Annotated in this window: 28 protein-coding genes and 1 pseudogene; 28 read left to right on the plus strand and 1 reads right to left on the minus strand. The window is 37.9% G+C overall.

Translation table 11 applies throughout. The annotated features are described in order from the left end of the window. Positions 1–2 precede the first annotated feature (2 nt). The 12 genes and pseudogenes from FHT21_RS03660 (at position 3) to FHT21_RS03715 (ending at position 11,427) form a co-directional block, all read left to right on the plus strand. A complete protein-coding gene (locus tag FHT21_RS03660) occupies positions 3–1,340 on the plus strand; it encodes a PcfJ domain-containing protein (protein WP_167293407.1) in 1,338 nt (445 codons plus the stop codon). Further along, the gene (locus FHT21_RS03665; RefSeq protein ID WP_167293408.1) at positions 1,337–1,726 is read left to right on the plus strand and encodes a hypothetical protein; all 390 of its coding nucleotides are present in this window, start codon (positions 1,337–1,339) and stop codon (positions 1,724–1,726) included. The genes FHT21_RS03660 and FHT21_RS03665 overlap by 4 nt, the downstream gene beginning before the upstream one ends. A gap of 12 nt (positions 1,727–1,738) precedes the next feature. Beyond that, positions 1,739–2,017: pseudogene (locus FHT21_RS03670) on the plus strand (hypothetical protein); the annotation flags it as partial. Beyond that, positions 2,004–2,249 carry a hypothetical protein gene (locus tag FHT21_RS03675; protein ID WP_167293410.1) on the plus strand — a complete coding sequence of 82 codons (246 nt, stop codon included), beginning with the start codon at positions 2,004–2,006 and terminating at the stop codon, positions 2,247–2,249. The pseudogene FHT21_RS03670 and the gene FHT21_RS03675, both read left to right, overlap by 14 nt. Before the next feature lie 545 nt (positions 2,250–2,794). Continuing rightward, on the plus strand, positions 2,795–3,970 hold the full coding sequence (locus FHT21_RS03680; RefSeq protein ID WP_167293411.1) for an AAA family ATPase: 1,176 nt from the start codon (positions 2,795–2,797) through the stop codon (positions 3,968–3,970). A 25-nt stretch (positions 3,971–3,995) separates the two neighbouring features. Further along, the gene (locus FHT21_RS03685) at positions 3,996–4,328 is read left to right on the plus strand and encodes a hypothetical protein (protein WP_167293412.1); all 333 of its coding nucleotides are present in this window, start codon (positions 3,996–3,998) and stop codon (positions 4,326–4,328) included. 2 nt (positions 4,329–4,330) lie between these two features. After that, the gene (locus tag FHT21_RS03690; protein WP_167293413.1) at positions 4,331–5,824 is read left to right on the plus strand and encodes a DEAD/DEAH box helicase family protein; all 1,494 of its coding nucleotides are present in this window, start codon (positions 4,331–4,333) and stop codon (positions 5,822–5,824) included. 2 nt (positions 5,825–5,826) lie between these two features. Next, positions 5,827–8,040, plus strand: a complete 2,214-nt coding sequence (locus FHT21_RS03695) for a VapE domain-containing protein (RefSeq protein ID WP_167293414.1) — start codon at positions 5,827–5,829, stop codon at positions 8,038–8,040. A gap of 252 nt (positions 8,041–8,292) precedes the next feature. Next, complete coding sequence (locus FHT21_RS03700; protein ID WP_167293415.1) at positions 8,293–8,640, plus strand: hypothetical protein; 348 nt, start codon at positions 8,293–8,295, stop codon at positions 8,638–8,640. A gap of 372 nt (positions 8,641–9,012) precedes the next feature. Beyond that, positions 9,013–9,462 (plus strand): hypothetical protein, encoded by a 450-nt coding sequence (locus FHT21_RS03705; protein WP_167293416.1) that lies wholly within the window; start codon positions 9,013–9,015, stop codon positions 9,460–9,462. A gap of 2 nt (positions 9,463–9,464) precedes the next feature. Then, positions 9,465–9,983 (plus strand): terminase small subunit, encoded by a 519-nt coding sequence (locus FHT21_RS03710; RefSeq protein WP_167293417.1) that lies wholly within the window; start codon positions 9,465–9,467, stop codon positions 9,981–9,983. Then, positions 9,973–11,427 carry a terminase family protein gene (locus FHT21_RS03715; RefSeq protein WP_167293418.1) on the plus strand — a complete coding sequence of 485 codons (1,455 nt, stop codon included), beginning with the start codon at positions 9,973–9,975 and terminating at the stop codon, positions 11,425–11,427. Before FHT21_RS03710 ends, FHT21_RS03715 begins: the two co-directional genes overlap by 11 nt. Here FHT21_RS03715 and FHT21_RS03720 read toward each other — a convergent pair. Beyond that, positions 11,424–11,648: a hypothetical protein gene (locus FHT21_RS03720; RefSeq protein ID WP_167293419.1), complete on the minus strand. Its 225-nt coding sequence runs from the start codon at positions 11,646–11,648 to the stop codon at positions 11,424–11,426. The genes FHT21_RS03715 and FHT21_RS03720 overlap by 4 nt on opposite strands. A 115-nt stretch (positions 11,649–11,763) precedes the next feature. Between FHT21_RS03720 and FHT21_RS03725 the strand changes: the two genes are divergently transcribed. From FHT21_RS03725 to FHT21_RS03800, 16 genes are all read left to right on the plus strand, one after another. Continuing rightward, positions 11,764–11,970 (plus strand): hypothetical protein, encoded by a 207-nt coding sequence (locus FHT21_RS03725; RefSeq protein WP_167293420.1) that lies wholly within the window; start codon positions 11,764–11,766, stop codon positions 11,968–11,970. A gap of 80 nt (positions 11,971–12,050) precedes the next feature. After that, positions 12,051–12,215, plus strand: coding sequence for a hypothetical protein (locus tag FHT21_RS03730; protein WP_167293421.1), 165 nt, complete (start codon positions 12,051–12,053; stop codon positions 12,213–12,215). Further along, complete coding sequence (locus tag FHT21_RS03735; protein ID WP_167293422.1) at positions 12,205–12,411, plus strand: hypothetical protein; 207 nt, start codon at positions 12,205–12,207, stop codon at positions 12,409–12,411. Before FHT21_RS03730 ends, FHT21_RS03735 begins: the two co-directional genes overlap by 11 nt. Before the next feature lie 163 nt (positions 12,412–12,574). After that, positions 12,575–12,754, plus strand: coding sequence for a hypothetical protein (locus FHT21_RS03740; protein ID WP_167293423.1), 180 nt, complete (start codon positions 12,575–12,577; stop codon positions 12,752–12,754). Between the two features lie 770 nt (positions 12,755–13,524). Beyond that, complete coding sequence (locus FHT21_RS03745; protein WP_167293424.1) at positions 13,525–13,743, plus strand: hypothetical protein; 219 nt, start codon at positions 13,525–13,527, stop codon at positions 13,741–13,743. A gap of 4 nt (positions 13,744–13,747) precedes the next feature. After that, a complete protein-coding gene (locus FHT21_RS03750; protein WP_167293425.1) occupies positions 13,748–14,737 on the plus strand; it encodes a site-specific DNA-methyltransferase in 990 nt (329 codons plus the stop codon). A 392-nt stretch (positions 14,738–15,129) separates the two neighbouring features. After that, positions 15,130–15,372 carry a hypothetical protein gene (locus FHT21_RS03755; RefSeq protein ID WP_167293426.1) on the plus strand — a complete coding sequence of 81 codons (243 nt, stop codon included), beginning with the start codon at positions 15,130–15,132 and terminating at the stop codon, positions 15,370–15,372. Then, positions 15,372–15,740 carry a hypothetical protein gene (locus FHT21_RS03760; protein WP_167293427.1) on the plus strand — a complete coding sequence of 123 codons (369 nt, stop codon included), beginning with the start codon at positions 15,372–15,374 and terminating at the stop codon, positions 15,738–15,740. The genes FHT21_RS03755 and FHT21_RS03760 overlap by 1 nt, the downstream gene beginning before the upstream one ends. Further along, positions 15,740–15,940 (plus strand): hypothetical protein, encoded by a 201-nt coding sequence (locus tag FHT21_RS03765; RefSeq protein WP_167293428.1) that lies wholly within the window; start codon positions 15,740–15,742, stop codon positions 15,938–15,940. Before FHT21_RS03760 ends, FHT21_RS03765 begins: the two co-directional genes overlap by 1 nt. 168 nt (positions 15,941–16,108) lie before the next feature. Then, positions 16,109–16,276 (plus strand): hypothetical protein, encoded by a 168-nt coding sequence (locus tag FHT21_RS03770; protein WP_167293429.1) that lies wholly within the window; start codon positions 16,109–16,111, stop codon positions 16,274–16,276. A 3-nt stretch (positions 16,277–16,279) separates the two neighbouring features. Then, the gene (locus tag FHT21_RS03775; protein ID WP_167293430.1) at positions 16,280–16,597 is read left to right on the plus strand and encodes a hypothetical protein; all 318 of its coding nucleotides are present in this window, start codon (positions 16,280–16,282) and stop codon (positions 16,595–16,597) included. Positions 16,598–16,689: 92 nt separating this feature from the next. After that, positions 16,690–18,135: a phage portal protein gene (locus FHT21_RS03780; RefSeq protein WP_167293431.1), complete on the plus strand. Its 1,446-nt coding sequence runs from the start codon at positions 16,690–16,692 to the stop codon at positions 18,133–18,135. Positions 18,136–18,335: 200 nt separating this feature from the next. Continuing rightward, positions 18,336–18,626 (plus strand): hypothetical protein, encoded by a 291-nt coding sequence (locus FHT21_RS03785; protein ID WP_167293432.1) that lies wholly within the window; start codon positions 18,336–18,338, stop codon positions 18,624–18,626. Continuing rightward, positions 18,620–18,808 (plus strand): hypothetical protein, encoded by a 189-nt coding sequence (locus FHT21_RS03790; protein WP_167293433.1) that lies wholly within the window; start codon positions 18,620–18,622, stop codon positions 18,806–18,808. Before FHT21_RS03785 ends, FHT21_RS03790 begins: the two co-directional genes overlap by 7 nt. Positions 18,809–18,916: 108 nt before the next feature. Continuing rightward, positions 18,917–19,705 (plus strand): phosphoadenosine phosphosulfate reductase family protein, encoded by a 789-nt coding sequence (locus tag FHT21_RS03795; protein ID WP_167293434.1) that lies wholly within the window; start codon positions 18,917–18,919, stop codon positions 19,703–19,705. Between the two features lie 155 nt (positions 19,706–19,860). Then, positions 19,861–20,292 (plus strand): hypothetical protein, encoded by a 432-nt coding sequence (locus tag FHT21_RS03800; protein ID WP_167293435.1) that lies wholly within the window; start codon positions 19,861–19,863, stop codon positions 20,290–20,292. The last annotated feature ends 22 nt before the right edge of the window (positions 20,293–20,314 follow it).

Below are 20,314 nucleotides of genomic sequence, written 5' to 3' on the forward strand. Positions count from 1 at the left end.
TTATGAAGCCAAGAACTAAACTCGATCATGAGATATATGCTTTAAGTCAAAAGCTGCCTGATATCAACCAAGCGCAGGAAAAATGGGGATATAAGAATTGCCTTAGACATGTTGCCTATCGTACAAAAAGTAAAGTTTTCTGTTTGGACTGTGGTAATATTTGGGATGGGCCAAGGACAGGGGAAAAATGCAAATGCCCGACTTGCGGCACTACATTAACTATTGAGGATACCAAAAAGAAAAAATTTAGTCAAACGAGTCAAAAGCTAGCGATTGTTGATGTATTGGGTGGATTTCAAGTTTTACGACACTTTGAGATCTGGTCGCATCACAGGGTGGGCGAAAAACCGACACAATACACTTTCGAGATCGTCCAACAGTGGTTTAAACCAGAAACTGATGTTACCATTATAGGCAGAGTTCAGTTTATGGGCAATCAATCTTATAGTGGCGATATGGAAATAAGAGGTGGTGGCCGAAGTTACAGGGGTGCTGATTATTATCCTTGGTCTACAGCCGTATATCCGAAATTCAACTGTCTGCCGATCTATAAACGTAACGGTTTTACTTCAAAGGTGAGGGATATCGGGTTGTTTGATCTATTCAAGAACTTACTTCATGATAGCATATCTGAAACTTTGATCAAAGCTAAACAGTACGATTTATTGTCATGCCGGATTGGTAATAGATCTCATGAGGTTCGGGAAGTATGGTCATCCATTAAAATTGCTATTCGCAATAACTTTAAGATTGATGACGGCATCACCTGGTTAGATTATTTGAAGTTGCTTAAAAAAGATGGTAAAGATCTGCAAAGTCCAAAATATGTGTGCGCTAAAAATTATAAGCAGATCCATAATAAGTATGTTCAAAAGCAACAGGAAATTAGGAGAATACAGGATGAAATCAGAAATGCTGAAGATGCTGAAAAGCAACGGATCAAAGCCGAAATGGATAGTTCGACATACATCAAAGATAAAGGCATTTTCTTTGGGATAAGGTTGAGCTATGGCAGCTTATCTATCAAGGTTTTAGAAAGTGTCAAGGAGTTTTTTGAAGAAGGCAAGGCACATGGCCATTGCGTTTTCACAAACAACTATTTTTCAAAAACCGATTCCCTCGTTTTATCAGCAAAAGTCGATGGGGTGCCAACTGAAACTGTTGAAGTTTCATTAAAATATTTTCGCATACTCCAGTCGCGTGGACTTGATAATAAGCCAACTAAACATCATCAATCTATAGTGGACTTGGTTAATAAAAATATGTATCGAATAAAACGCGCAATGAAGCCTATGAAAGCCAGAAAAGTTGTGCAGGATAAAGTAGGGGCGGTGGCATGAGAAAATTTACCCCAGAAGAGGATAAGTATCTAAGAGATAACTACCTCAGCATTCCTGCAAAGAGAATGTCTAAAAACTTGGGCAGATCTGAGAGTAGTGCCAGACAAAGGATGGCGCTGTTGGGAATCGTTGTGCCTGTTCATATCACCGAAAAGTTCAAACTTGAAAGCCGCATTAAACCTGGAAATATTCCACCAAACAAAGGTAAAAAACAAACTGATTATATGAGCGCTGAAGCTATTGAACGCACAAAAGCAACGCGGTTTAATAAAGGTAATGAACCTCACAATACTAAACATGATGGTTACGAGCGCATATCTAAAGATGGATATGTTCAGATCAGGGTAACTAAAGGTAAGTTCAGGTTGAAACACCGGGTAGAATAGGAAAAAGTTAATGGATACATTCCGCAAGGACATATATTGGTATCACTTACTGATGATATTACTAATTGCGATCCTTCAAATTGGGAACTAATCACAATGCAAGAAAACATGCTTCGCAATAATGATTTAGATAACCCAAGTGATAATAAGATAGCATCTTATTTGGCTACCAAATCAAAAAAGATGCATAAGGAACTAAAACTGGAATATTTAAAACATCCTGAATTAATACAAGCGAAGAAAACACAATTTTTAATTAATAGAAAAATCAAAAAACATGGCCAGAAATAAAATAGCAGATCTTAATGATCATTTATTTGCTCAACTCGAAAGATTAAATGACGAAGATTTAAGTAAAGAAGATCTTGATAAAGAGATCGATCGAGCCAAGGCAATGAGCGGTATTGCTAACCAAATCATAAATGCTAATAAATTAACACTTGAAGCTGTAAAGCTTGTGTCTCGTGGTGAAATAGGTAAGACTGAAATACCGGATAATTTTGGAGTAAAGGCAATTGGGTAAGCTATCCACTTAAATCTAGTAGTATATTATTATGACCCATCAAGAAAAAAAGGCCTTCATATCTAAAAACTGGCATCACATGGATGATAAGCAACTGGGTAATCTTACTAACCTCAGTGAGCGATCCGTGCAGCGATACAGAATGGAGCTAAATCTGCAAAAGTCACGATTCAGTATAAAGGATAAGGCAGGTATCGCTCTGGTCATTGAACTGTTCGCAAACGGAAGTACAGTTGCCCAGATTGCCAGGTTAACGGGATGTTACGGTCAGCTGATCTCAAATCTGATCGAAAGACACTGGCTTTTTAAGAAGCGAGAGTTAACGACAATAACATTAGTATTAGAAAGCAAGATTAATTTTTTTTGTGACTAAAAGTTATCACAATTTGATATTAAAAAGATTAATTTGTATATTTGTTATGCGGCCGTCACCGAACCTTAAGACATTAACAAATTCCACCCCTGTACATACTCCAATAGCCATATTGGAATGCTTGACGGCCATTTTTGTATAGGGGTGGGGTTTAAATAAAACGAAACTAATAATGAGTTTATCGACCAAACAATCCGATTTCTTGGGCGCTGTTCTCGCGGGCCAAAATGTATTTCTTACCGGTAAAGCTGGGACAGGAAAAACCTTTGTGGTAAAAAAGGCCATTGAAGAATTGCGCATACTAGGAAAAAAGGTTGTGGCGCTTGCTCCTACAGGAATAGCGGCAAACAATGTTGGTGGTCAAACGATTCATTCGATGTTTAATCTAAATCCATTCGGTGTAACATCATTCGAAAACTGCAATTTTCTTAAAGGTGAAAAACGCAGGATGTTGGATGCTATTGATGTTCTTCTGATTGATGAGATATCAATGCTTCGACCTGATATTTTGGATGGGATAAACTGGACATTATTAAAAAATGGATGTGCACCGCTTTCTACTAAACAGGTTATTTTTATTGGAGATCTAAAGCAGTTGCCTTCTCCACTCGATGACAATACGAGATCCGTTCTATATCAAACTTATGATGGTGAAGAATTTTTCAATGCTAAGATTTATCCAAAACTAAATGTTACCAATATTGAACTTGATGAGGTTCTACGCCAAAGCAATCCAGATTTTATTGAAGCGTTAAATATTATTCGTGAAGGTGGTAAAGCCGAATATTTCAGAAAGTTCGTAGGCACCGAGCCAAAAGGAGTAATACTGGCCCCTCATAATGCTACCGTTCAAAAGTATAATAAACTTGGCATTGATGCTGTCAACGGAGATTTGTTCGAATACCATGCTGAAATAACCGGAAATTTAAAAGCCGACGATTTCAACCTAGAAACAGTTGTTCGGGTTAAAAATGGCTGCAAGATTATGTATTTGGTTAATAGCAAAAACAATGACTTGGTTAATGGTACCATAGGCACATTCGTATCCCATGCCGGTTGCCAATACATTCGAGTTGGAGAGGTGGATCACGCATTGAATGAGGTTGAGTTTACTAAAAAAGAATATGTTCTTAATGATGCAAAGGATGCACTTGAATTAAAAGTAATCGGCACCATAAAGCAGTATCCAATCAAACTGGCATACGCTCTTTCTATTCATAAATCACAGGGCCTAACCTTTAGCGAAGTTACTGTGGATCTAACTAGACCTTGTTTCCAACGCGGCCAAATGTATGTAGCACTATCCAGAGTTACAACACCAGAAGGATTAAGAATTATAACAAATTAATTCACGATTACATAATATTTAGTATATGAGCAATAATATAAGTGATTTGGCTAACGTCATTATTGAAACAAAAAGATTCATAGAAAATCTTTCATCCATAGAAGATTCCGGATCTTGTAATTTGGATACTGTAATTGTTGATTTTACAGGGTGGAAGCAAAAAGAAGTTGATTTAGTAGCTTCAGAATGTGGTTTGCAAATTGGGGAGAAGATGAATGGTTGGCATAAAGGATATCGATTCATCTTCTTCAAAACAAATTATCAGGCATCAGGAAGAACGAAGTTGGTAGAATCAGCAGCATTAAAACTGAAGGATCTAGGAGTATCATCTGCTAGTGTATGGTATAAAACTGATTGATTATGCAGCTAAGAACATACCAATCAGAAAGCATATTTCATCTTAGGGAAGGATTTGCGAATAAACATCAAAGACAGGTATTGACGCTCCCAACCGGCGCAGGCAAAACTGTCGTTTTTTGTGAAATGGCAAGGATGGCGCATAGCAAAGGTACCGTAACATTAATACTTACTGACAGAACAGAGTTATTTAAACAAACCATAAAGTCACTAAATAGAGTTGGCATTACTGTTGAAGAAATTTCACCAAATAAAAAACACATTTACGAAGGAGCAACTGTATACCTAGGTATGGTAGAAACGCTTAAGAGAAGGAAAAACCTTTCCATTGAGCCTAATCTGATAATCATAGACGAAAGTCATAAAGGAAACTTCACCAGCATACTCGAAAAATATCCGAACGCAAAAGTAATTGGTGCTACAGCAACCCCGGTTGGTAATCACTTTTTCAAATACTACCAAAACATAGTGCAAGTTATTGATGTTCCTGAGCTCGTATCTAGAGGATATCTAGTTAAATGTAAAGCTTATCAAATGCAGGATGATTTTTCGGATTTGGAAACAAAATCTGGAGAATATACTGATTATTCATTGCTTTCTCATTTCGATAAAGCTGTTCTTTACGATGGAGTAATTGATTGGTGGAAGAAGTATGCGATGGGATTAAAAACAATTTGTTTTAATGTCAACATTGAACATACTATCAAAACTCACCAAGCTTTTGTTGCTGCTGGAATTTCAAGTGAATACGTTACAAGTAAAACTACTAAGGAAGAAAGAGATCGTATTCTGGCAGCGTTCACTGCAGGTCATTTTCAAGTTTTGAATAATTGTGGAATACTTACGACTGGATATGATGAACCAACTATAAGTTGTGTTATAATGAACCGTGCAACTAAATCATTGCCCTTGTTCTTGCAGTGTGTTGGCCGAGGTTCTAGAGCATTGCCAGGAGTCTTAGATGGACTATCCACTGATGAAGAACGTTTGGCAGCAATTGCATCATCTGCTAAACCACATTTCATTTTACTTGATTTCGGTATGAACCATGATAGACATGGAATGTGGAATGAACCAAGACTTTGGAAGTTGAAAGAGCCAAAGGAAAAGCAGGAAACATCTGCACCAGTTAAAAAATGTGGAAATGAAGAATGCGAATGTTTGGTCCCGATATCTGCAAGGGAATGTAACTTCTGTGGATATGTTTTCCATATCGCTGAAGCAGCAACGAAAGAGGGAGTGATGGTAGAGGTTACACCGAAAGTTCCGTCTGGGTTGATTGGTAGACGAATAAGTGATTTAACTATTGATCAATTGATTGAATTAGAAAAAAGCAAATCATATAAATCTACATTCATTTGGCGGGTTGTTAGGTCAATGGGTAAAGATACGATACTATACTATGCCAACATCAAAGGCTACAAAAAAGGGTGGATCGAAAGGCAGATGGATGGAATGGATGATTGTGAATATACGGATTATAAATTGATAGGTTAATTATGGGGAAAATTTCATTTTTTAAATCATTTCCAAGGAAGGGACAGCCCCATGTATCGGATGAGATTACAACTGTAATTGATTTCCTTAATCAAGTTAAATATGGTAAATGGAAAGATCAGGTTGAAAAAATTCGAATTGAACAGGAAAAAACAATCCGTGATAGGCTCAAAACCGGATTGCCATCAGTTACTATTTCAGGCACTTTCGTAGAAAGGAAAGAGGAAAATATAATAGAGCATAGTGGATTCATTTGTATAGACATCGACTATTTTACCGATAAGTCAGCCCTATTGGATGACCCATACACTTTTGCTTTATTTAAATCTGCTAGTGGTGGTGGTCTTGCCGTTTTCGTCCGTATCAATCCAGAGAAACATAAAGAGTCATATAATTGGTTGAGAAACTATTATTTTCAATCATTCGGTATAGTTGTTGATAGAGCTCCTAGTAATCCCGCATCTTTGCGTTTTGCATCTTATGACCCAGAATTGTTCCTGAATGAAAAATCCAGAATAGGAAAATTTGTTACTGCTAAGCCGAAGAAAATTCATTCACTTCCAATTGTTATTCCAGGAGATACTGTTGGCGAAATGATAACAGAATGCGTTAACCTTGGTCATAATATTGCCCCTGATTATGACTCATATTATAAGCTTGCCTTTGCTTTAGCAGATGGATTTGGAGACAACGGCAGGCAATGGTTCCATTCGTTGTGCTCAGTGTCCGAGAAATATGATAGCAGGCATGCTGAGAAGCAGTATGATATTGCATTAAAAGGAAATAAGCAAGGAATAACTGTTGGGACACTGTATTGGATGTTGAAGCAGGTTGGTATTCACGCACCAGTTACCGATAACAAACCTCTGCAAATAGCCGCAATGGCTAAAAAATCGGGTAGGAATAAAGAAGCGGTAAAGCAGCAGTTGACCGAAATAAATGGCCTTGATCCTGTTCAGGCTGAAAACTTGGTTGATGAAGTATTCAAACGTGATGATATATCGATAAAGTCTGCTTCTGGAGATACGGATGAACTTATTCAGGCTTTTTTTGAGTGGATGCAGCAAAATCATCCAATGAGAGTAAATAGCATCACCAGGGTAATTGATGAAGCTGGAAAGGAGGTTAAAAGGGAAAGAATAAATAGCATTTATCTTCGTGCGAGAATGTTTTTTAATACAAAAGATATCACAAAGGACCTTTGTGAGAGTTATATTTTCTCCGACTTTATAAGTGAATTTAACCCAATTACCGAATATATTGAAAAAAACATACATCGTAGATCTGTAGGAAATATTGCATCCCTTGCCAAATGTATCCGTTCCGAAACTAAAATGAAAGAAATTTTTGTTAGAAAATGGTTCATTTCACTGATAGCGGCATACAATGGTCATCCAGTTCGGTCTGTACTTGCTCTTTGTGGAGGACAAAACACTGGTAAAACAGAATGGTTCCGCAGGCTATTGCCTCGGGGATTGCAGAAGTATTATGCTGAATCTAAGTTAGATGCAGGTAAGGATGATGACATGTTAATGTGTCAGAAACTTATAGTAATGGATGACGAGATGGGAGGCAAGAGTAAGCAGGATGAAAAAAGATTCAAAGAACTAACGAGTAAATCCATATTCTCGCTCCGCGCACCGTACGGACGAAACAACGAAGATTTTAAGAGGCTTGCTGTGCTTTGTGGAACCAGTAACGATCATGAAGTTATAAATGATCCTACAGGTAACACAAGGATATTGCCAATAAATGTTATTTCACTTGATCATGAGCTGTATAATTCAATTGATAAAGATGAGCTTTTTATGGAAGCATATAGGGCTTATGAGGATGGAGAAATGTGGCAGCTAACAACAGAGGAATTGGCGGAGCTGAATGCAATGTCTAAAGATTTTGAGGGGGTACCATTCGAGCGCGAATTACTTATGGAGTTTTTTTCGCCGCCTACTCCAGGTAAATATTCAGAATGGCTAACTAACTCTCAAATTAAGGATATAATAGAAACTAATACAAAGCAAAAAATTACCAATATTAAAAAATTTGGAATGGAGTGCCGAAGGCTTTTTGGTGATCCAAAATCAAAAAAGATAAATGGATCTGACCTGAAAAGATACGAATTAGTTCGATTTTCTAATAAGGTAGTTACCGGAGGTAACGAAAATGAATTATTTACACCTTCGCAAGGTGCTGATGATGAGGTAATTCCATTTTAGGCGGTAAGAAGGTATGGATAAATTATTTTATTAGATGATTTGATTCTATATCGTGTTTGAAAAATTGACAGTATTGCTAATAATGTTCTGAACAATACTAACATTAATATATACTTACCTCCTTACCTTTTTATAATAATAAGAACAATAAACAACCTCAAAATATATTTAAAAGCAATTTTTGGGGCGGTAAGTAGAAAAATAGATTACTTACCGATTAATTACCTCCTTACCTTTTTAAATATTAAGAATATGGAATTTAGAGATCAATCAGAAGTAGCAATTCAAAGCAAGGCTTATGTTAATCTATGGAACAATCGGCCAGACCTTCGCGGAAGGGTCTTCGCGATAAACAACAACAGTCAGAACTCAATAAAAGGAGCATTAAACAAATCAATGGGAGTTTTACCAGGTGTAGCGGACATGGCATTCATACTAAATAACGGAGGAATACTATGGATAGAATGGAAAACACCAACTGGATCGCAAAGTAAACAGCAGATAGAATGGGAGAAAACCATCACACAGCTGGGGCATACTTACGTTATCGTTCATTCAGAACAAGAGTTTTTATTAGTAATCGACCAATACAATGCCTAAATCAAACGAAATACGGGAATTAAAACCATACGACTGGTATAAGGATGCGAAAGGAAGAGTGTGGTGTGTAGTGCGTATTTGGCCTACTGGAAAACCAGAAGAATGCACCATAGATATTCTTGAGCTAGGCAAACAAAATCCAATTAATCAACCAGAATCATTATTAATCAATCTCATAAGAAATGGACACTTCCAAAAATACAGCAGATAAATCAAAAGAATGCCAATGCGATAAGCCTTTTTCGACATGCCCATTCGCAACTGAAACACCACATGGAGATAAGTGGTATTGCGAAAAAAAATTGAACAGCCGGGATAATAAAAAAAATTTTCGTTAATCTTATAACAATTTGATATAAAAAATATAACTTTGTGAAACAACACGAGATTATGCCACAGGAGGGATTGATTATTAGCAGGGTATTGGCACATCGCAACTATGCGCTTTATGCAGCCCTACAAGAAGAGGTAACGCCAATGCTTACCGATTTGCACTACATCAAGGAAGTGCAGGAGGTAGTCAACAGCATGTTCCCTGACCTGGATGCTAGGGATAAGCAGATTTACTTTGCATCTTGTGTTTATTACTTCTATTGCCCTGCATCATTTGTGGGTACCAAAGTTCAAAAGCTACCAATCGGAATCCGTGATGAAGCCGCAAAAGTTCTTGGATACACCAATCCAGAAAACATTAACGCCCTTCGTACCATCGGAGAAGTATACATGAAAAACCCAACCAAACGCGCCAGGATTGAACAAGTGAAAGAATATTTTAAGAAGTATTCTGTAAGGGATATGGATTGGGAACTTAATCTTGTGTAGTTATGGCGGCACCAAAAGGAAATGCTTTCTGGAAACAACGTAGCAAACATGGCAGGGATAAATTATTTGAATCCTCAACAAAGCTATGGAACGCTGCATGCGAATATTTTGCCTGGTGTGATGAAAACCCTTGGATGAAAGTTGAACAGCTTAAAAAGCCTGTAGTAGTTGAGGATAACGAAGGAAATGAAGTAGTTGAATCTTTAGCCCATCTGCCAACAGCAAGACCATACTCACTCGGAGCACTTTGTTTATACCTTAACTGCAATACTGCATTCTTTAGGCAATTTAAAAAGTCTCTTAAAAAGACTGACAAAGATTTTTCTACGGTCATTTCGCGTATAGAAGATATCATATCAACACAACAGTGGGAGGGTGCAACAGTTGGCGCTTACAATTCAAATATAATTTCCAGAACACTTGGCTTAGCTGACAATCAAAACATCAAACATGATGGTATTCCTGAAACACCTGCAGCTAAACAGGTAATGATTTTTAACGGACAAAAAATTGAGTTTTAGTTTTGAATCGGATGAGGATATTCTTCCTGAGGAAATAACGCTTTTTGAATCGTTTCCAAAACAGGGTGAGTTCTTTACTGCTGTTACGGGTGGTGAATTTTCTTTTGTTCTTTATGGCGGTGCAATCCGTGGTGGTAAAACGTTTGTGCTTCTTGCTATCTTCTGTTTGTTATGTAAAGTATTCCCTGGATCCAGATGGGCTGTAGTTCGTAAGAATTTACCGACAATTAAGAAAAACCTTTATCCATCATGGAATAAAATAAAACCGGATACATTCATTGAGAAGATGAACAATGAAACCCATACGGTGACATTTAAAAACGGTAGCCAGATTATATTTTTCCCTGAAAACTATAACCAGGATAAGGAGCTGGATAGATGGAAAGGTTTAGAGGTTAATGGCTTTGGCTTTGAGGAAATAAACGAGTGTCAGCAGATGAGTTTGTTTAAAGCTTTTGAGCGGGCCGGATCCTACATTATACCAAAGCTTACTATCCAGCCTAAGCCAATTGTAATGGCGACATGCAATCCAACTCAAGGGTGGGTAAAAGAATTGATTTATACACCGTGGAAGAAAGGAACACTTAAACCAACATGGCATTACATTCAGTCTCGAATCCATGATAATTTACCTCTTTTAGCTGCACAGCCGCATTATCTTCCTTCGCTAAGGGAAAACCTTAACCATTACGAATATGAGGTTTATGTTGAGGGGAATTGGGATGTTCAATTAAAAACAGGTGGAGAGTTCCTGCGTAAGTTTGAATTAAGTGATCACGTTCGGCCATTGGATTGGGATATATCCAACATGATGCATGTATCCATTGACAATAACGTTTACCCTTACATCGCCGTTTCTATTTGGCAGCTGGTTAAGACGGGTAACGGATGGATCATTCGCCAGGTGCATGAGCTTCCGGCTGAGGATCCAATCAATACAGCGACAAAAGCCGGTAAAAATGTTGGGCAATGGCTGAAGGATATCGGCTATGTTGGCCGGGTGATGATTTATGGTGATAAGTCAACCAAGTCTCGGAATACCATATCTGATGATAAAAAAAGTTTCTTCCAGCTGTTTACAGAGGGAATGAGTAATGAGGGCTTTAAGTTTGATGATAAGATGCTTAATAATGCGCCAGTAGTGTCAACTATTGCCGATTTTGTTAACGCAATATTTGCCGGGGAAATACCGGGTTTATCGTTTGAAATAGCAGAGCATTGCCGTAAATCAATCAATGATTATATTGAGACCAAGACTGATAAAGATGGATCTATGTTAAAGGTTAGAACTAAGCATGCCAGTATCGAGGGACTTACCTATGAAAAAAACGGCCACTTAACCGACACATTAAAGGATTTTATAGTGAGTGCTTTCCATACCGAATATTTATCATTCATCAACAAGAAAAAAGGATTGGGTGTGCGTGCGCTTAGCGGGGTTTAGAGCCTGTCTGTTATTGCTTTGGCCAAGTCTTGTAGGATGGCTGATGCCTTGGCAAGATCATCATCTGTTAATCGCTGATGTCCGTTACCAGACTTTCTATTTGCGACCTTATCATTTAGCCTAGACCTGGACGTCGGCTTATCGCCATATAGTTTTTTAGCAATACCAGTAGCATTGATTTCCGGCATAGCCAGTATCTCTTTTAAATTATCCTCAGTCATAATGCAAAGATAGGCTAAAAAAACAAAGTAAAGAACATTTGTACTATATGACAATTCGATGACAAATAGAATAAATAAGTAATGTACATTTGTTCTATACAAAAACGAAAAGATTATGTTACTAACCGAAAAACACAAACAAGCTTTAATAAAGGAGCTTGAAGAAGCTAATGAATGCCTACAAGAGGCTCAAAAAGACATTGACACAAAAAACTGGACTAGCGAAGATTCAAAAGCCTCATTAGAGGTTTGGAGAGAAGTGATCTGGCAAAGAGTAAAGTTTATCAGAGAAAATCTAGAAAGACTTGACGTTTACGGATAAACAAAAACACACCCCGCCCTGAAAGAAAGGCGGGGATTTGGCAGTAAACAGCAATAGGGTTGTTTGTTAAATTGCAGATTATGAAAAAAGGAGACTATGTATATGGCTATCATTATGAAATTGGTACCATCCCTGGCAAAGTAGTACGTGTGAATAATAAAACTATAACATTTAATGACGGTTTTAAAAATTACACCCTAAGTAAATCAAATGTTAAACTTCAATCTGAACATTATGGCAATTAGTCCTAAACAAATAGAGGTTGGGGAATGGCTTTATTATGGGTGTTTTATTCAAAAACAAGTCAATATAATTTTACCGCCTTTTGTAGTTTTCAAGAATAATAAAGCACAAACACATATTGGTACTTGCTACACTTTTACAGAAGCTAAAAAGCTATGTATTTTAAACGAGGTTAAAGAACAGTATTTAGAGTTTTAATATTAGAAAATTATTAATAAAAAAATAAGCCACCCTTACTGCAATTGCGGTAATTCGCCCGCCACGCCTCCTTAGTTGGTTGCTGGGATTTTGGGTGCCAAGCAATACATACGGCAAACCGTAAACTATCAACATCAAAACATCACATATTAACCAAAGTAAAATGAAAACAAGAAAAATTGAGTTTACGGAATCAGAGCTTAACGATTTATTCCATGTATTGAGAACTGAGGTACAGCGCATCGATAATACTGATTGGTCAAAAGAATATCCTGCAAGGATGCAAAGGGAAAAATCTAATGCAGATAAGTATGAAAAGTTAATGGAGAAAGTTAGGCCGTAGAAGGGTAAAATCTTTTTTTTAATTATTTTCTATAACAATTTGTTATTAAAAAGATAAGTAGTATATTTGAATAAGCAAACGGGAAACCAAGCGAGCCGCGATCTGAAACAAGTCGTGGCTTTGGCATCACTAGCACTTGCTAATGCATTAACACATAAACATGAATGATTATGTAATCACAAATAAGGACTAGCCTCCCAGATCGATGACGATTGATCAACGGCTCTTGAGATAGATGAAACCCACCGACTGTATTTATTTACGGGGTGGGTCTTTTAGGTGAGAGCGTTACGTGTCGGGCAATTTAGTCCGGCGCGTTTGCTTAAAGATATTGGCCGCACACGCGACCTGATACCTTAACAATCTCCGCAAGGAGTGATGTAATCAAAAACAAAGAAGGGCAGTTAAATCCTACTGCATGGGCGCCAAAACATCGTCCTGTTTACCCTGGGTTGTTAAGGTTTATATATAATATACAGCTTGGTGTTTGGTGTTCGGAACACCTAAACTGATAGACGTATCAGTGACATAAGAATTGGGTTCGAATCCCAGCCCGGCGCATGGACTGGACGAGTACATTTATAAACGTGAGATCACGGGAAATGGTTAATCGGGTGCCAATAGTCCGCACCATTAAAGTCCTGCACCAATGGGTATCCAGTCGGTAGCAGGCAACACATTCGCCCAGTTGGGCATGGTTAGGTTTGGTTTAGTAGCAGGGTGGTTCCTGCTACTTTTTTTAGACACAAATTGCCAAAAGGCGTAAGAATATGAGCAACAAAATTAAGTTCGGTGAAATAAATAAAGTCAAAATTGATCACACCAAAATAAAAACTATTGATGATGTGGCTTTAATATTTAAATACATGAAAGTTGAATTAGTATGCGTAAGTGAGAACGGAGCTTACCAGGAGCTAAAGCACCTATTGTGTAATGATGTGACCCATATGTCGGATCAAGAAGTTGATGCAATGAGGGATAAAATATAGGGTTATGGAGCTTAACAGGATACATCATTTAAATTTCTTAGAGAACACATTACCTGATAAATGTGTTCAGCTTATTATTGCTGATCCTCCTTATTTTGAAGTGAAGGGAAAATTCGACTTTATATGGAAATCATTCGATGATTACTTAAAAGATGTTGAAAAATGGGCTATTGAATGCAAAAGGTTACTTGCAGATAATGGTACGTTACTATGGTACGGACACGCCAAGAAAATTGCTTATGCTCAAGTAATAATTGACAGGTATTTTAATCTTGAAAATAATTTAGTTTGGAATAAAACCGACTGTCAAACAATAAAGGGAATAAAAGACTACCATTGCTTTGCTCCAGTTACTGAAAGAATATTAATGTACTCTAACGAGATTGATATGAGATACATTAATAAAATGTATTATACACCTTCTCTTTTCAAAAGTGTGATTGATAAATTAAATAAAAACATAACTGACAGGCAACAAGCTTTTGATCTTTTAAGAAAAGATGGAAGATATTCGTCTGAACAATCGTTGAAAACGCAAACAAAATACAAGTTTGGATGGGGTTCTAGGTTTGATATGATGGATGAAAAAATTTACAATTTATGTAAGCAAGAATTAAAGTTCGAGTTTTCTTATGAGGAAATAAAAAATGAATTTGATTTAATAGTGAGAAATCACTTGAGTAAAGGCAGATTTTTTAAAAACACATTATATACTGATGTTTTATGTTTTTCTCAAGAAGCCCATATAACAAGAAAATATAATCATGATACAGTAAAGCCAGAAACTCTATCTAGGGTACTGATAAAAACCTGTAGTCGACCAAATGATTTAATACTAGTTCCGTTTGCGGGATCAGGTACCGAATGTGCTATGTCTATAAAAGAAGGTAGAAATTTCATTGGTTTTGATATTGAAAAAAAATATGTTGACATGGGAAACAAAAGGGTGAAAAGCGTTACTGAGCAACCATCAATGTTTCAAATTGCAAGCTAATGATCCAATCCAACACCACCCTAACAAACACAAAGCATATCCTTTGGTGGGTGTGCATGGCAGCGATAAGCGCATACACTTATTTCACTAACAATTAACAATATGAGAATTTTTAAAAAAGTATTAGCGATTTCGCTATTGGTTTTATTGGGTCTATTTGTCTCAACATGTTTGGGCATCAGAATGACAGGACAATTAAACTGGATGACTCTGGCATACGGAATTCCTGTTTTTCTTTTGCTTGGAATAATTGCTTACGCCATTACATGGGCTATAAGTGTACTGTCATGACCATCAAACAAACAACCTGGCTCGCGATCATAGTGATCAGCGCATGCATTTGGACAGCCATAGTTTTGGCGATTTACACAGTAATTAGATAAACAAACAATATGAAATTCGGATTTAGAAATCTTATGGCCGCCATGATGGGGGTGGCATTAATGGGGCAGGCAGGACAATCTGCGGCCAAATCAACACAGGAATTGGAGAAATCATTGAGATTGGCGACGCCCTCATCAGATTATACATGGAAGCACCCTCGAAGTAAACGCCCGACCACGAAACGCGTTAAAAAGCAGAACAAACTTCGCCTTTCCCACAACGCAAAATTAAAGAGAAGGAGGACGAAGTAATGCAGCAACTAACAAAACTACAATTATGGACAGAAAACGTTGGTGTATTGCAGAACCATATCTATCAACAAAACGTTGAAGCTGGTTGGCATTCAAAACCTCGTGAAGTTGGTACATGCCTTATGCTTATCGTCAGCGAGGTAGCCGAAGCTATGGAAGGCGACAGGAAAGGTTTAATGGACGATCATTTGCCCGACAGACCAATGCTTGAAGTTGAATTGGCTGATGCAATCATCCGCATCCTTGATCTGGGTGGTCGCGAAGGTTTAGATATCGCAGGTGCCATTCACGATAAATTAATTTATAATCAAAACCGAGCTGATCATAAGCTTGAAAATCGGAACAAAGAAGGAGGAAAGAAATACTAATGACACAAACAGCAATTTTAGAGAGAGAGAATAAGCGCTTGCGTGGTTTGCTCCACGAGGGCGCAGAAATAGCAAAAGCATTTCAAAAGGAAACGGGTATGGTCTGGGGTGAGCGCATCGGTTTGTTTCTGAAAGATGTTGAAGGCACGCCCTTTAGCGTTAAAGATTACCATTACGAAAAGCCAACTGGAGAGCAGTAGGATGAAAAGAAAATACAAAATTTCGCTTGATAGTATCGGTTATTATAACGTTTATTATCGTTATTGGTGGCTTCCTATATGGCTTAAATCAAATAGCTGGATTCATAGCTTTAGAACTATTTCGGAGGCAAAAGAATATATCAATAAAAAAGAAAATCCTGTTTACTTATGAAACTATACAAAGCAACATCGTCCCGTGATACATTTATGGGGCCAGTAATCGACATAACTTACATTATAGCCGATAATATTGCCGAGGCAGCAGATCAAGCACCAGAGTCAAGCAAGATTGAATTTATATCAGATAAATTGATTGTAAAACAAAAGGAGAAATAAACCATGTGCAACTGTATAAACATTGAAGCTGGAAGTTATGGGAACCAGGTTTCCCTATCCCGCCCTAATCATATGATTGGGCAAACACAAGGATCTGCAGGCGATACGATTTGTGTCGATGCCTGCCTATCTGCCGAAATACAATCGCTTTGGGATTTAGGTATATCAACTACAGGATGTTGTTGTGGGCATAATTACCTGCCGCCATTTATTGGAGTAATCGATGAAGATATTCCAAAAATGAAAGGGTTAGGCTATGTGGTTGCACCAAATGAAACCGACCTATCCAGGGAAGATGGTTTTAAGCCTAAGTCATGTTAATCCTTACCAACCCGCGCAAATAAAACCACCACCAAAATACCCTGCTTTATGTGGGGTATTTTTGCTTTTAGGCAAAGCCTACGATAAGAGATATGGAGAAAGAGGAATTAGAGGCGTTATTGGATGATCCTAAGAAACTGGTGGATGCGGTTACCGATTTGGCGCCTGAGATACCGGATGATGCGGAGAATTTCGAGCCTGAGCAGCACCGTGTTGTAACAGATAAGCAGTACAGGCCGGATAGGCAAGTTGATGTTGCTACAGGACAAAAGGACCCTGCAGGTAACGAAATCTACCGCAAGGAAACTAAAGCCGTTCACCGTATTCCATCTGCTACCCAAAAGCTTATTATCGATTGGAGTGTAGACCTCGCATTGTCGGCAGGCATAGGCATTGATTGTACGCCAAGAGAAGGTAATGCAACAGATGAAATTATGCTTGCCATGGTTAAGAAAACTTTGGAAGATAATAAGTTTGACTACCTGGCAATGGAAATCGAACGGATTAAGCAGCGATTTCTTACAGTACTTTTGGTTTGGTATAGCGTACCTGCAGAGCCAGGTTATTGGGATGATATTATCCCAGGTGGCAGCAGTCGATTTAAAATGCGATGTACCATAATGAGCCCAGAAGATGGTGATGTTATTATCCCGCTTCGTGATCAGTATAAAGATATGATAGGAGCAGCTCGGAAATACATTGTAAAGATTGATGGGCAGAAGGTAAATAAGATGGATCTATTCCTATCTGATAAATACATGACTTTTATCGAATCAGAAACCGGTTGGGCATTGGAAAAATCAACGCCAATCCCCTACGGAAAGGCCAATTTCATTTTAGATGAGCAGAAGCGTACAGAGTGGGCCGATGTAGCTGCAAAGATCGAACGTATTGAAAAGATAGATTCAGATAGCGCAGATGAAAACGAGATTAGCGCATTCCCTATACTTGTTGCTACAGGTGAAATAGTGGCCGCTTCGGGTGGTGGCGCTTCAAACACCCGTAAAACATTTCAGATGGCAGGAGAAAAGGCTGACCTGAAGTATGTAGAGTCTAAAGGAGGGCAAGAATCAGCAAGTAACGAACGCAAGAACATCAGAACCGATATTTTTACCGAAACAGCAACTCCTGACCTTAAATTTGAAGATATATCAGGTGATTTACCCGGCGTAACCATTGAAATGATGCTTTTACCATCAACAAACAAGGCCAAACGCAAGCATAAAGGCTCTATAGGTATGTTTCATCAGCGAAATTTCAATTTCTTGAAGTCTGCTATGTCAATAATCAATGTAAATGTTAAGCCGTCACTTAGCCTGGTGATTAAGCCTAAGTTTTCAATAGATCTACCTAAAAATAGAACTGAAGATTTTGACAATGCAGTAAAATTATACGAAGCTAGACTTATTTCCATGAAAACAGCTATAAATATGCTTGGCACAGTAACTGATATTGATGCTGAGATAAAAGCCATAGAAGAAGAAGTGGCTAAAAGAGCAGCATTGGCACCGAAGCCGGTAGCGCCAGTAGCCCAATAAAATAAATTTTCATTTTTTTCTTATAACAATTTGATATTAAAAAGATAATAATTATCTTTACATCGTAGTTCAGCGGAAGGCCTTTGTGATGTTGTTATGGACTGACTGATTAGGTGTAGAATGAATAGAAATATGATTACTCGTTATGGGTGATCATATTTTTTTGGCTTTTAGTTATCACAATTTGATATTAAAAAGATATGAAAAAATACCTCAAACCATCACTGATTGAGCTTAACGGAACTAAGGTTGAGTTCACCACAAACCGAGGCATGATCGCTATTCCTGTTAGGGCGCTTACTGTGCAGGCTCCAACAGTTTCAGATCACGTTGGCAATCGTCCTTTCGGCTCTTTATCTCCATTCGATACAGATTATATTGAATATCATGATGCAGATCTGCTTGCCTGGCTACTGGATTGCCCGGAAGAAGAATTTCAGGCAGCAATGATAGGTTTCTGGAAAACCAGAAAGGAGGCATTCGTATGCTAAGTAATCAAGAACGTAATGAACAGGCTTATTTGTCGATCTGTAGCACTCTTGCCATGTATACAGGCAGCGAAAACCCAGCAAGTTATCAATCAGGTGTAGAAATGGGTTTAAAAATAGCCAAAGCCGCTATGGAAAGCTTGGGATGTATAGCGCCAAAGGAAAAGGAGGCTGCAGATGTGTAATTGGGTATTAGCCGACAGGGTGGTATATGTCGTGATGTTTGCTGTTGGGGTATTAGGAGCAATAATTATTTAACCGACAGCTACCAACTGTCTTAAACAACCAAGAGAATGAATTTACATGATTACGATAGGATCGTTTTAAATAGCAGCGCTGGAAAGGATTCGCTTATTGCAATCTATGAAGTATGTCGTCTGGCTAATGAGCAAAATTACCCAAAGAAAAATATAATTGTTAGCCATCAAGATTTAGGCGAAATGGAATGGAAAGGCACAAAAGAGTTAGTTAAAACACAAGCTGATCACTTTGGGTTAAAAACATTTTACTCTAAGCGTCGTGATAAGAATGGTTACGAAGAAACTTTGTTGGAATATGTTGAACGTCGTGGTAAATGGCCTGATAATGTTAATAGATATTGCACCAGTGATTTTAAACGCGGTCCTGGGGGTAGAATAGTTACTCAAATAACCAGAGGATTAGGTCAGTGTAAAGTGCTGCATGTTTTTGGATTTAGAAAAGATGAAAGCCCGGCCAGAGCAAAAAAGGAAGTTTTAAAAATTAACAAGCCTCTAACTACAAAAACCAGAACTGTTATTGACTGGCTACCAGTTCATGACTGGAGCTTAGATAAGGTTTGGTCAACTATCAGAGAAAATGATCTTCCATATCATCCAGCTTACGATCTAGGCATGCCGCGTTTATCCTGCTGCTTCTGCATTTTCAGCCCATTTGATGCGCTTGTAATTGCTGGGCAACATAATCCTGATTTACTCGAAAGATATGTGAATGCCGAGCGTAAAATAGGCCACACTTTTAGAAATGGTTTCGCTATTGAATCGGTTAAAACAGCAATAGAAAATAATTATCAACCGACCAGTGTAAATGACTGGGTAATGTAACAAAACATGAACTACAACGATACAGATGGTAAACTCATCAATAACACAAAGAATTGGATAGAAACAATATTCAATAGAAATACTGGAATAGCTTTAATCATTTTGGCTGCTTCTGGTTACGTTCACTTAATTATTTACATAATAGATAACTGGTAATGGAAACACTAACACTTGCGCATTTAGCGCCTTATATGCCTTATGAACTACAGGTGCATTCCGCAAACACCCGACTATATTCAAGTAGTAATATTTGGACATTAGAAGGGATTGTAAGAGGTAATGTTTACCTGTCAGAACTTACTTATCCTGCTGATATTTTCGCTGTTAAGCCAATACTTAGGCCAATGTTTACTATTTCTGATCATCCATTAGCTGATGAATTAGTAACCGATAATGAATGGTTAACGGGGGTTACTAAGGAATCTGAGATCGATCAATTAGCAGGCGTAAACCTTGATGGATTTTTAGATTTTAACTTTTCTTACCATGCCTGGCAAAAATTATTCGAACACCACTTCGACGTTTTCGGCCTAATAGAAAAAGGCTTGGCAATATCTATTCACGATGTAAAGCAGGTAAAGCCATGAATAACGAACAAGCAAAGCAGGA

This window comes from Pedobacter sp. SG908, from assembly GCF_011759615.1.
In the GTDB taxonomy this organism is placed as follows: domain Bacteria; phylum Bacteroidota; class Bacteroidia; order Sphingobacteriales; family Sphingobacteriaceae; genus Pedobacter; species Pedobacter riviphilus.

Coding starts and splice junctions, on each gene's coding strand:
- FHT21_RS03665 (WP_167293408.1), top strand. CDS start 1,337: ATGAGAAAATTTACCCCAGAAGAGGATAAGTATCTAAGAGATAACTAC.
- FHT21_RS03685 (WP_167293412.1), top strand. CDS start 3,996: ATGAGCAATAATATAAGTGATTTGGCTAACGTCATTATTGAAACAAAA.
- FHT21_RS03745 (WP_167293424.1), top strand. CDS start 13,525: ATGAGCAACAAAATTAAGTTCGGTGAAATAAATAAAGTCAAAATTGAT.
- FHT21_RS03735 (WP_167293422.1), top strand. CDS start 12,205: ATGGCAATTAGTCCTAAACAAATAGAGGTTGGGGAATGGCTTTATTAT.
- FHT21_RS03775 (WP_167293430.1), top strand. CDS start 16,280: ATGTGCAACTGTATAAACATTGAAGCTGGAAGTTATGGGAACCAGGTT.
- FHT21_RS03780 (WP_167293431.1), top strand. CDS start 16,690: ATGGAGAAAGAGGAATTAGAGGCGTTATTGGATGATCCTAAGAAACTG.
- FHT21_RS03760 (WP_167293427.1), top strand. CDS start 15,372: ATGCAGCAACTAACAAAACTACAATTATGGACAGAAAACGTTGGTGTA.
- FHT21_RS03720 (WP_167293419.1), bottom strand. CDS start 11,648: ATGACTGAGGATAATTTAAAAGAGATACTGGCTATGCCGGAAATCAAT.
- FHT21_RS03770 (WP_167293429.1), top strand. CDS start 16,109: ATGAAACTATACAAAGCAACATCGTCCCGTGATACATTTATGGGGCCA.
- FHT21_RS03765 (WP_167293428.1), top strand. CDS start 15,740: ATGACACAAACAGCAATTTTAGAGAGAGAGAATAAGCGCTTGCGTGGT.
- FHT21_RS03710 (WP_167293417.1), top strand. CDS start 9,465: ATGGCGGCACCAAAAGGAAATGCTTTCTGGAAACAACGTAGCAAACAT.
- FHT21_RS03675 (WP_167293410.1), top strand. CDS start 2,004: ATGGCCAGAAATAAAATAGCAGATCTTAATGATCATTTATTTGCTCAA.
- FHT21_RS03690 (WP_167293413.1), top strand. CDS start 4,331: ATGCAGCTAAGAACATACCAATCAGAAAGCATATTTCATCTTAGGGAA.
- FHT21_RS03795 (WP_167293434.1), top strand. CDS start 18,917: ATGAATTTACATGATTACGATAGGATCGTTTTAAATAGCAGCGCTGGA.
- FHT21_RS03785 (WP_167293432.1), top strand. CDS start 18,336: ATGAAAAAATACCTCAAACCATCACTGATTGAGCTTAACGGAACTAAG.
- FHT21_RS03700 (WP_167293415.1), top strand. CDS start 8,293: ATGGAATTTAGAGATCAATCAGAAGTAGCAATTCAAAGCAAGGCTTAT.
- FHT21_RS03725 (WP_167293420.1), top strand. CDS start 11,764: ATGTTACTAACCGAAAAACACAAACAAGCTTTAATAAAGGAGCTTGAA.
- FHT21_RS03695 (WP_167293414.1), top strand. CDS start 5,827: ATGGGGAAAATTTCATTTTTTAAATCATTTCCAAGGAAGGGACAGCCC.
- FHT21_RS03790 (WP_167293433.1), top strand. CDS start 18,620: ATGCTAAGTAATCAAGAACGTAATGAACAGGCTTATTTGTCGATCTGT.
- FHT21_RS03680 (WP_167293411.1), top strand. CDS start 2,795: ATGAGTTTATCGACCAAACAATCCGATTTCTTGGGCGCTGTTCTCGCG.
- FHT21_RS03750 (WP_167293425.1), top strand. CDS start 13,748: ATGGAGCTTAACAGGATACATCATTTAAATTTCTTAGAGAACACATTA.
- FHT21_RS03730 (WP_167293421.1), top strand. CDS start 12,051: ATGAAAAAAGGAGACTATGTATATGGCTATCATTATGAAATTGGTACC.
- FHT21_RS03755 (WP_167293426.1), top strand. CDS start 15,130: ATGAAATTCGGATTTAGAAATCTTATGGCCGCCATGATGGGGGTGGCA.
- FHT21_RS03740 (WP_167293423.1), top strand. CDS start 12,575: ATGAAAACAAGAAAAATTGAGTTTACGGAATCAGAGCTTAACGATTTA.
- FHT21_RS03660 (WP_167293407.1), top strand. CDS start 3: ATGAAGCCAAGAACTAAACTCGATCATGAGATATATGCTTTAAGTCAA.
- FHT21_RS03800 (WP_167293435.1), top strand. CDS start 19,861: ATGGAAACACTAACACTTGCGCATTTAGCGCCTTATATGCCTTATGAA.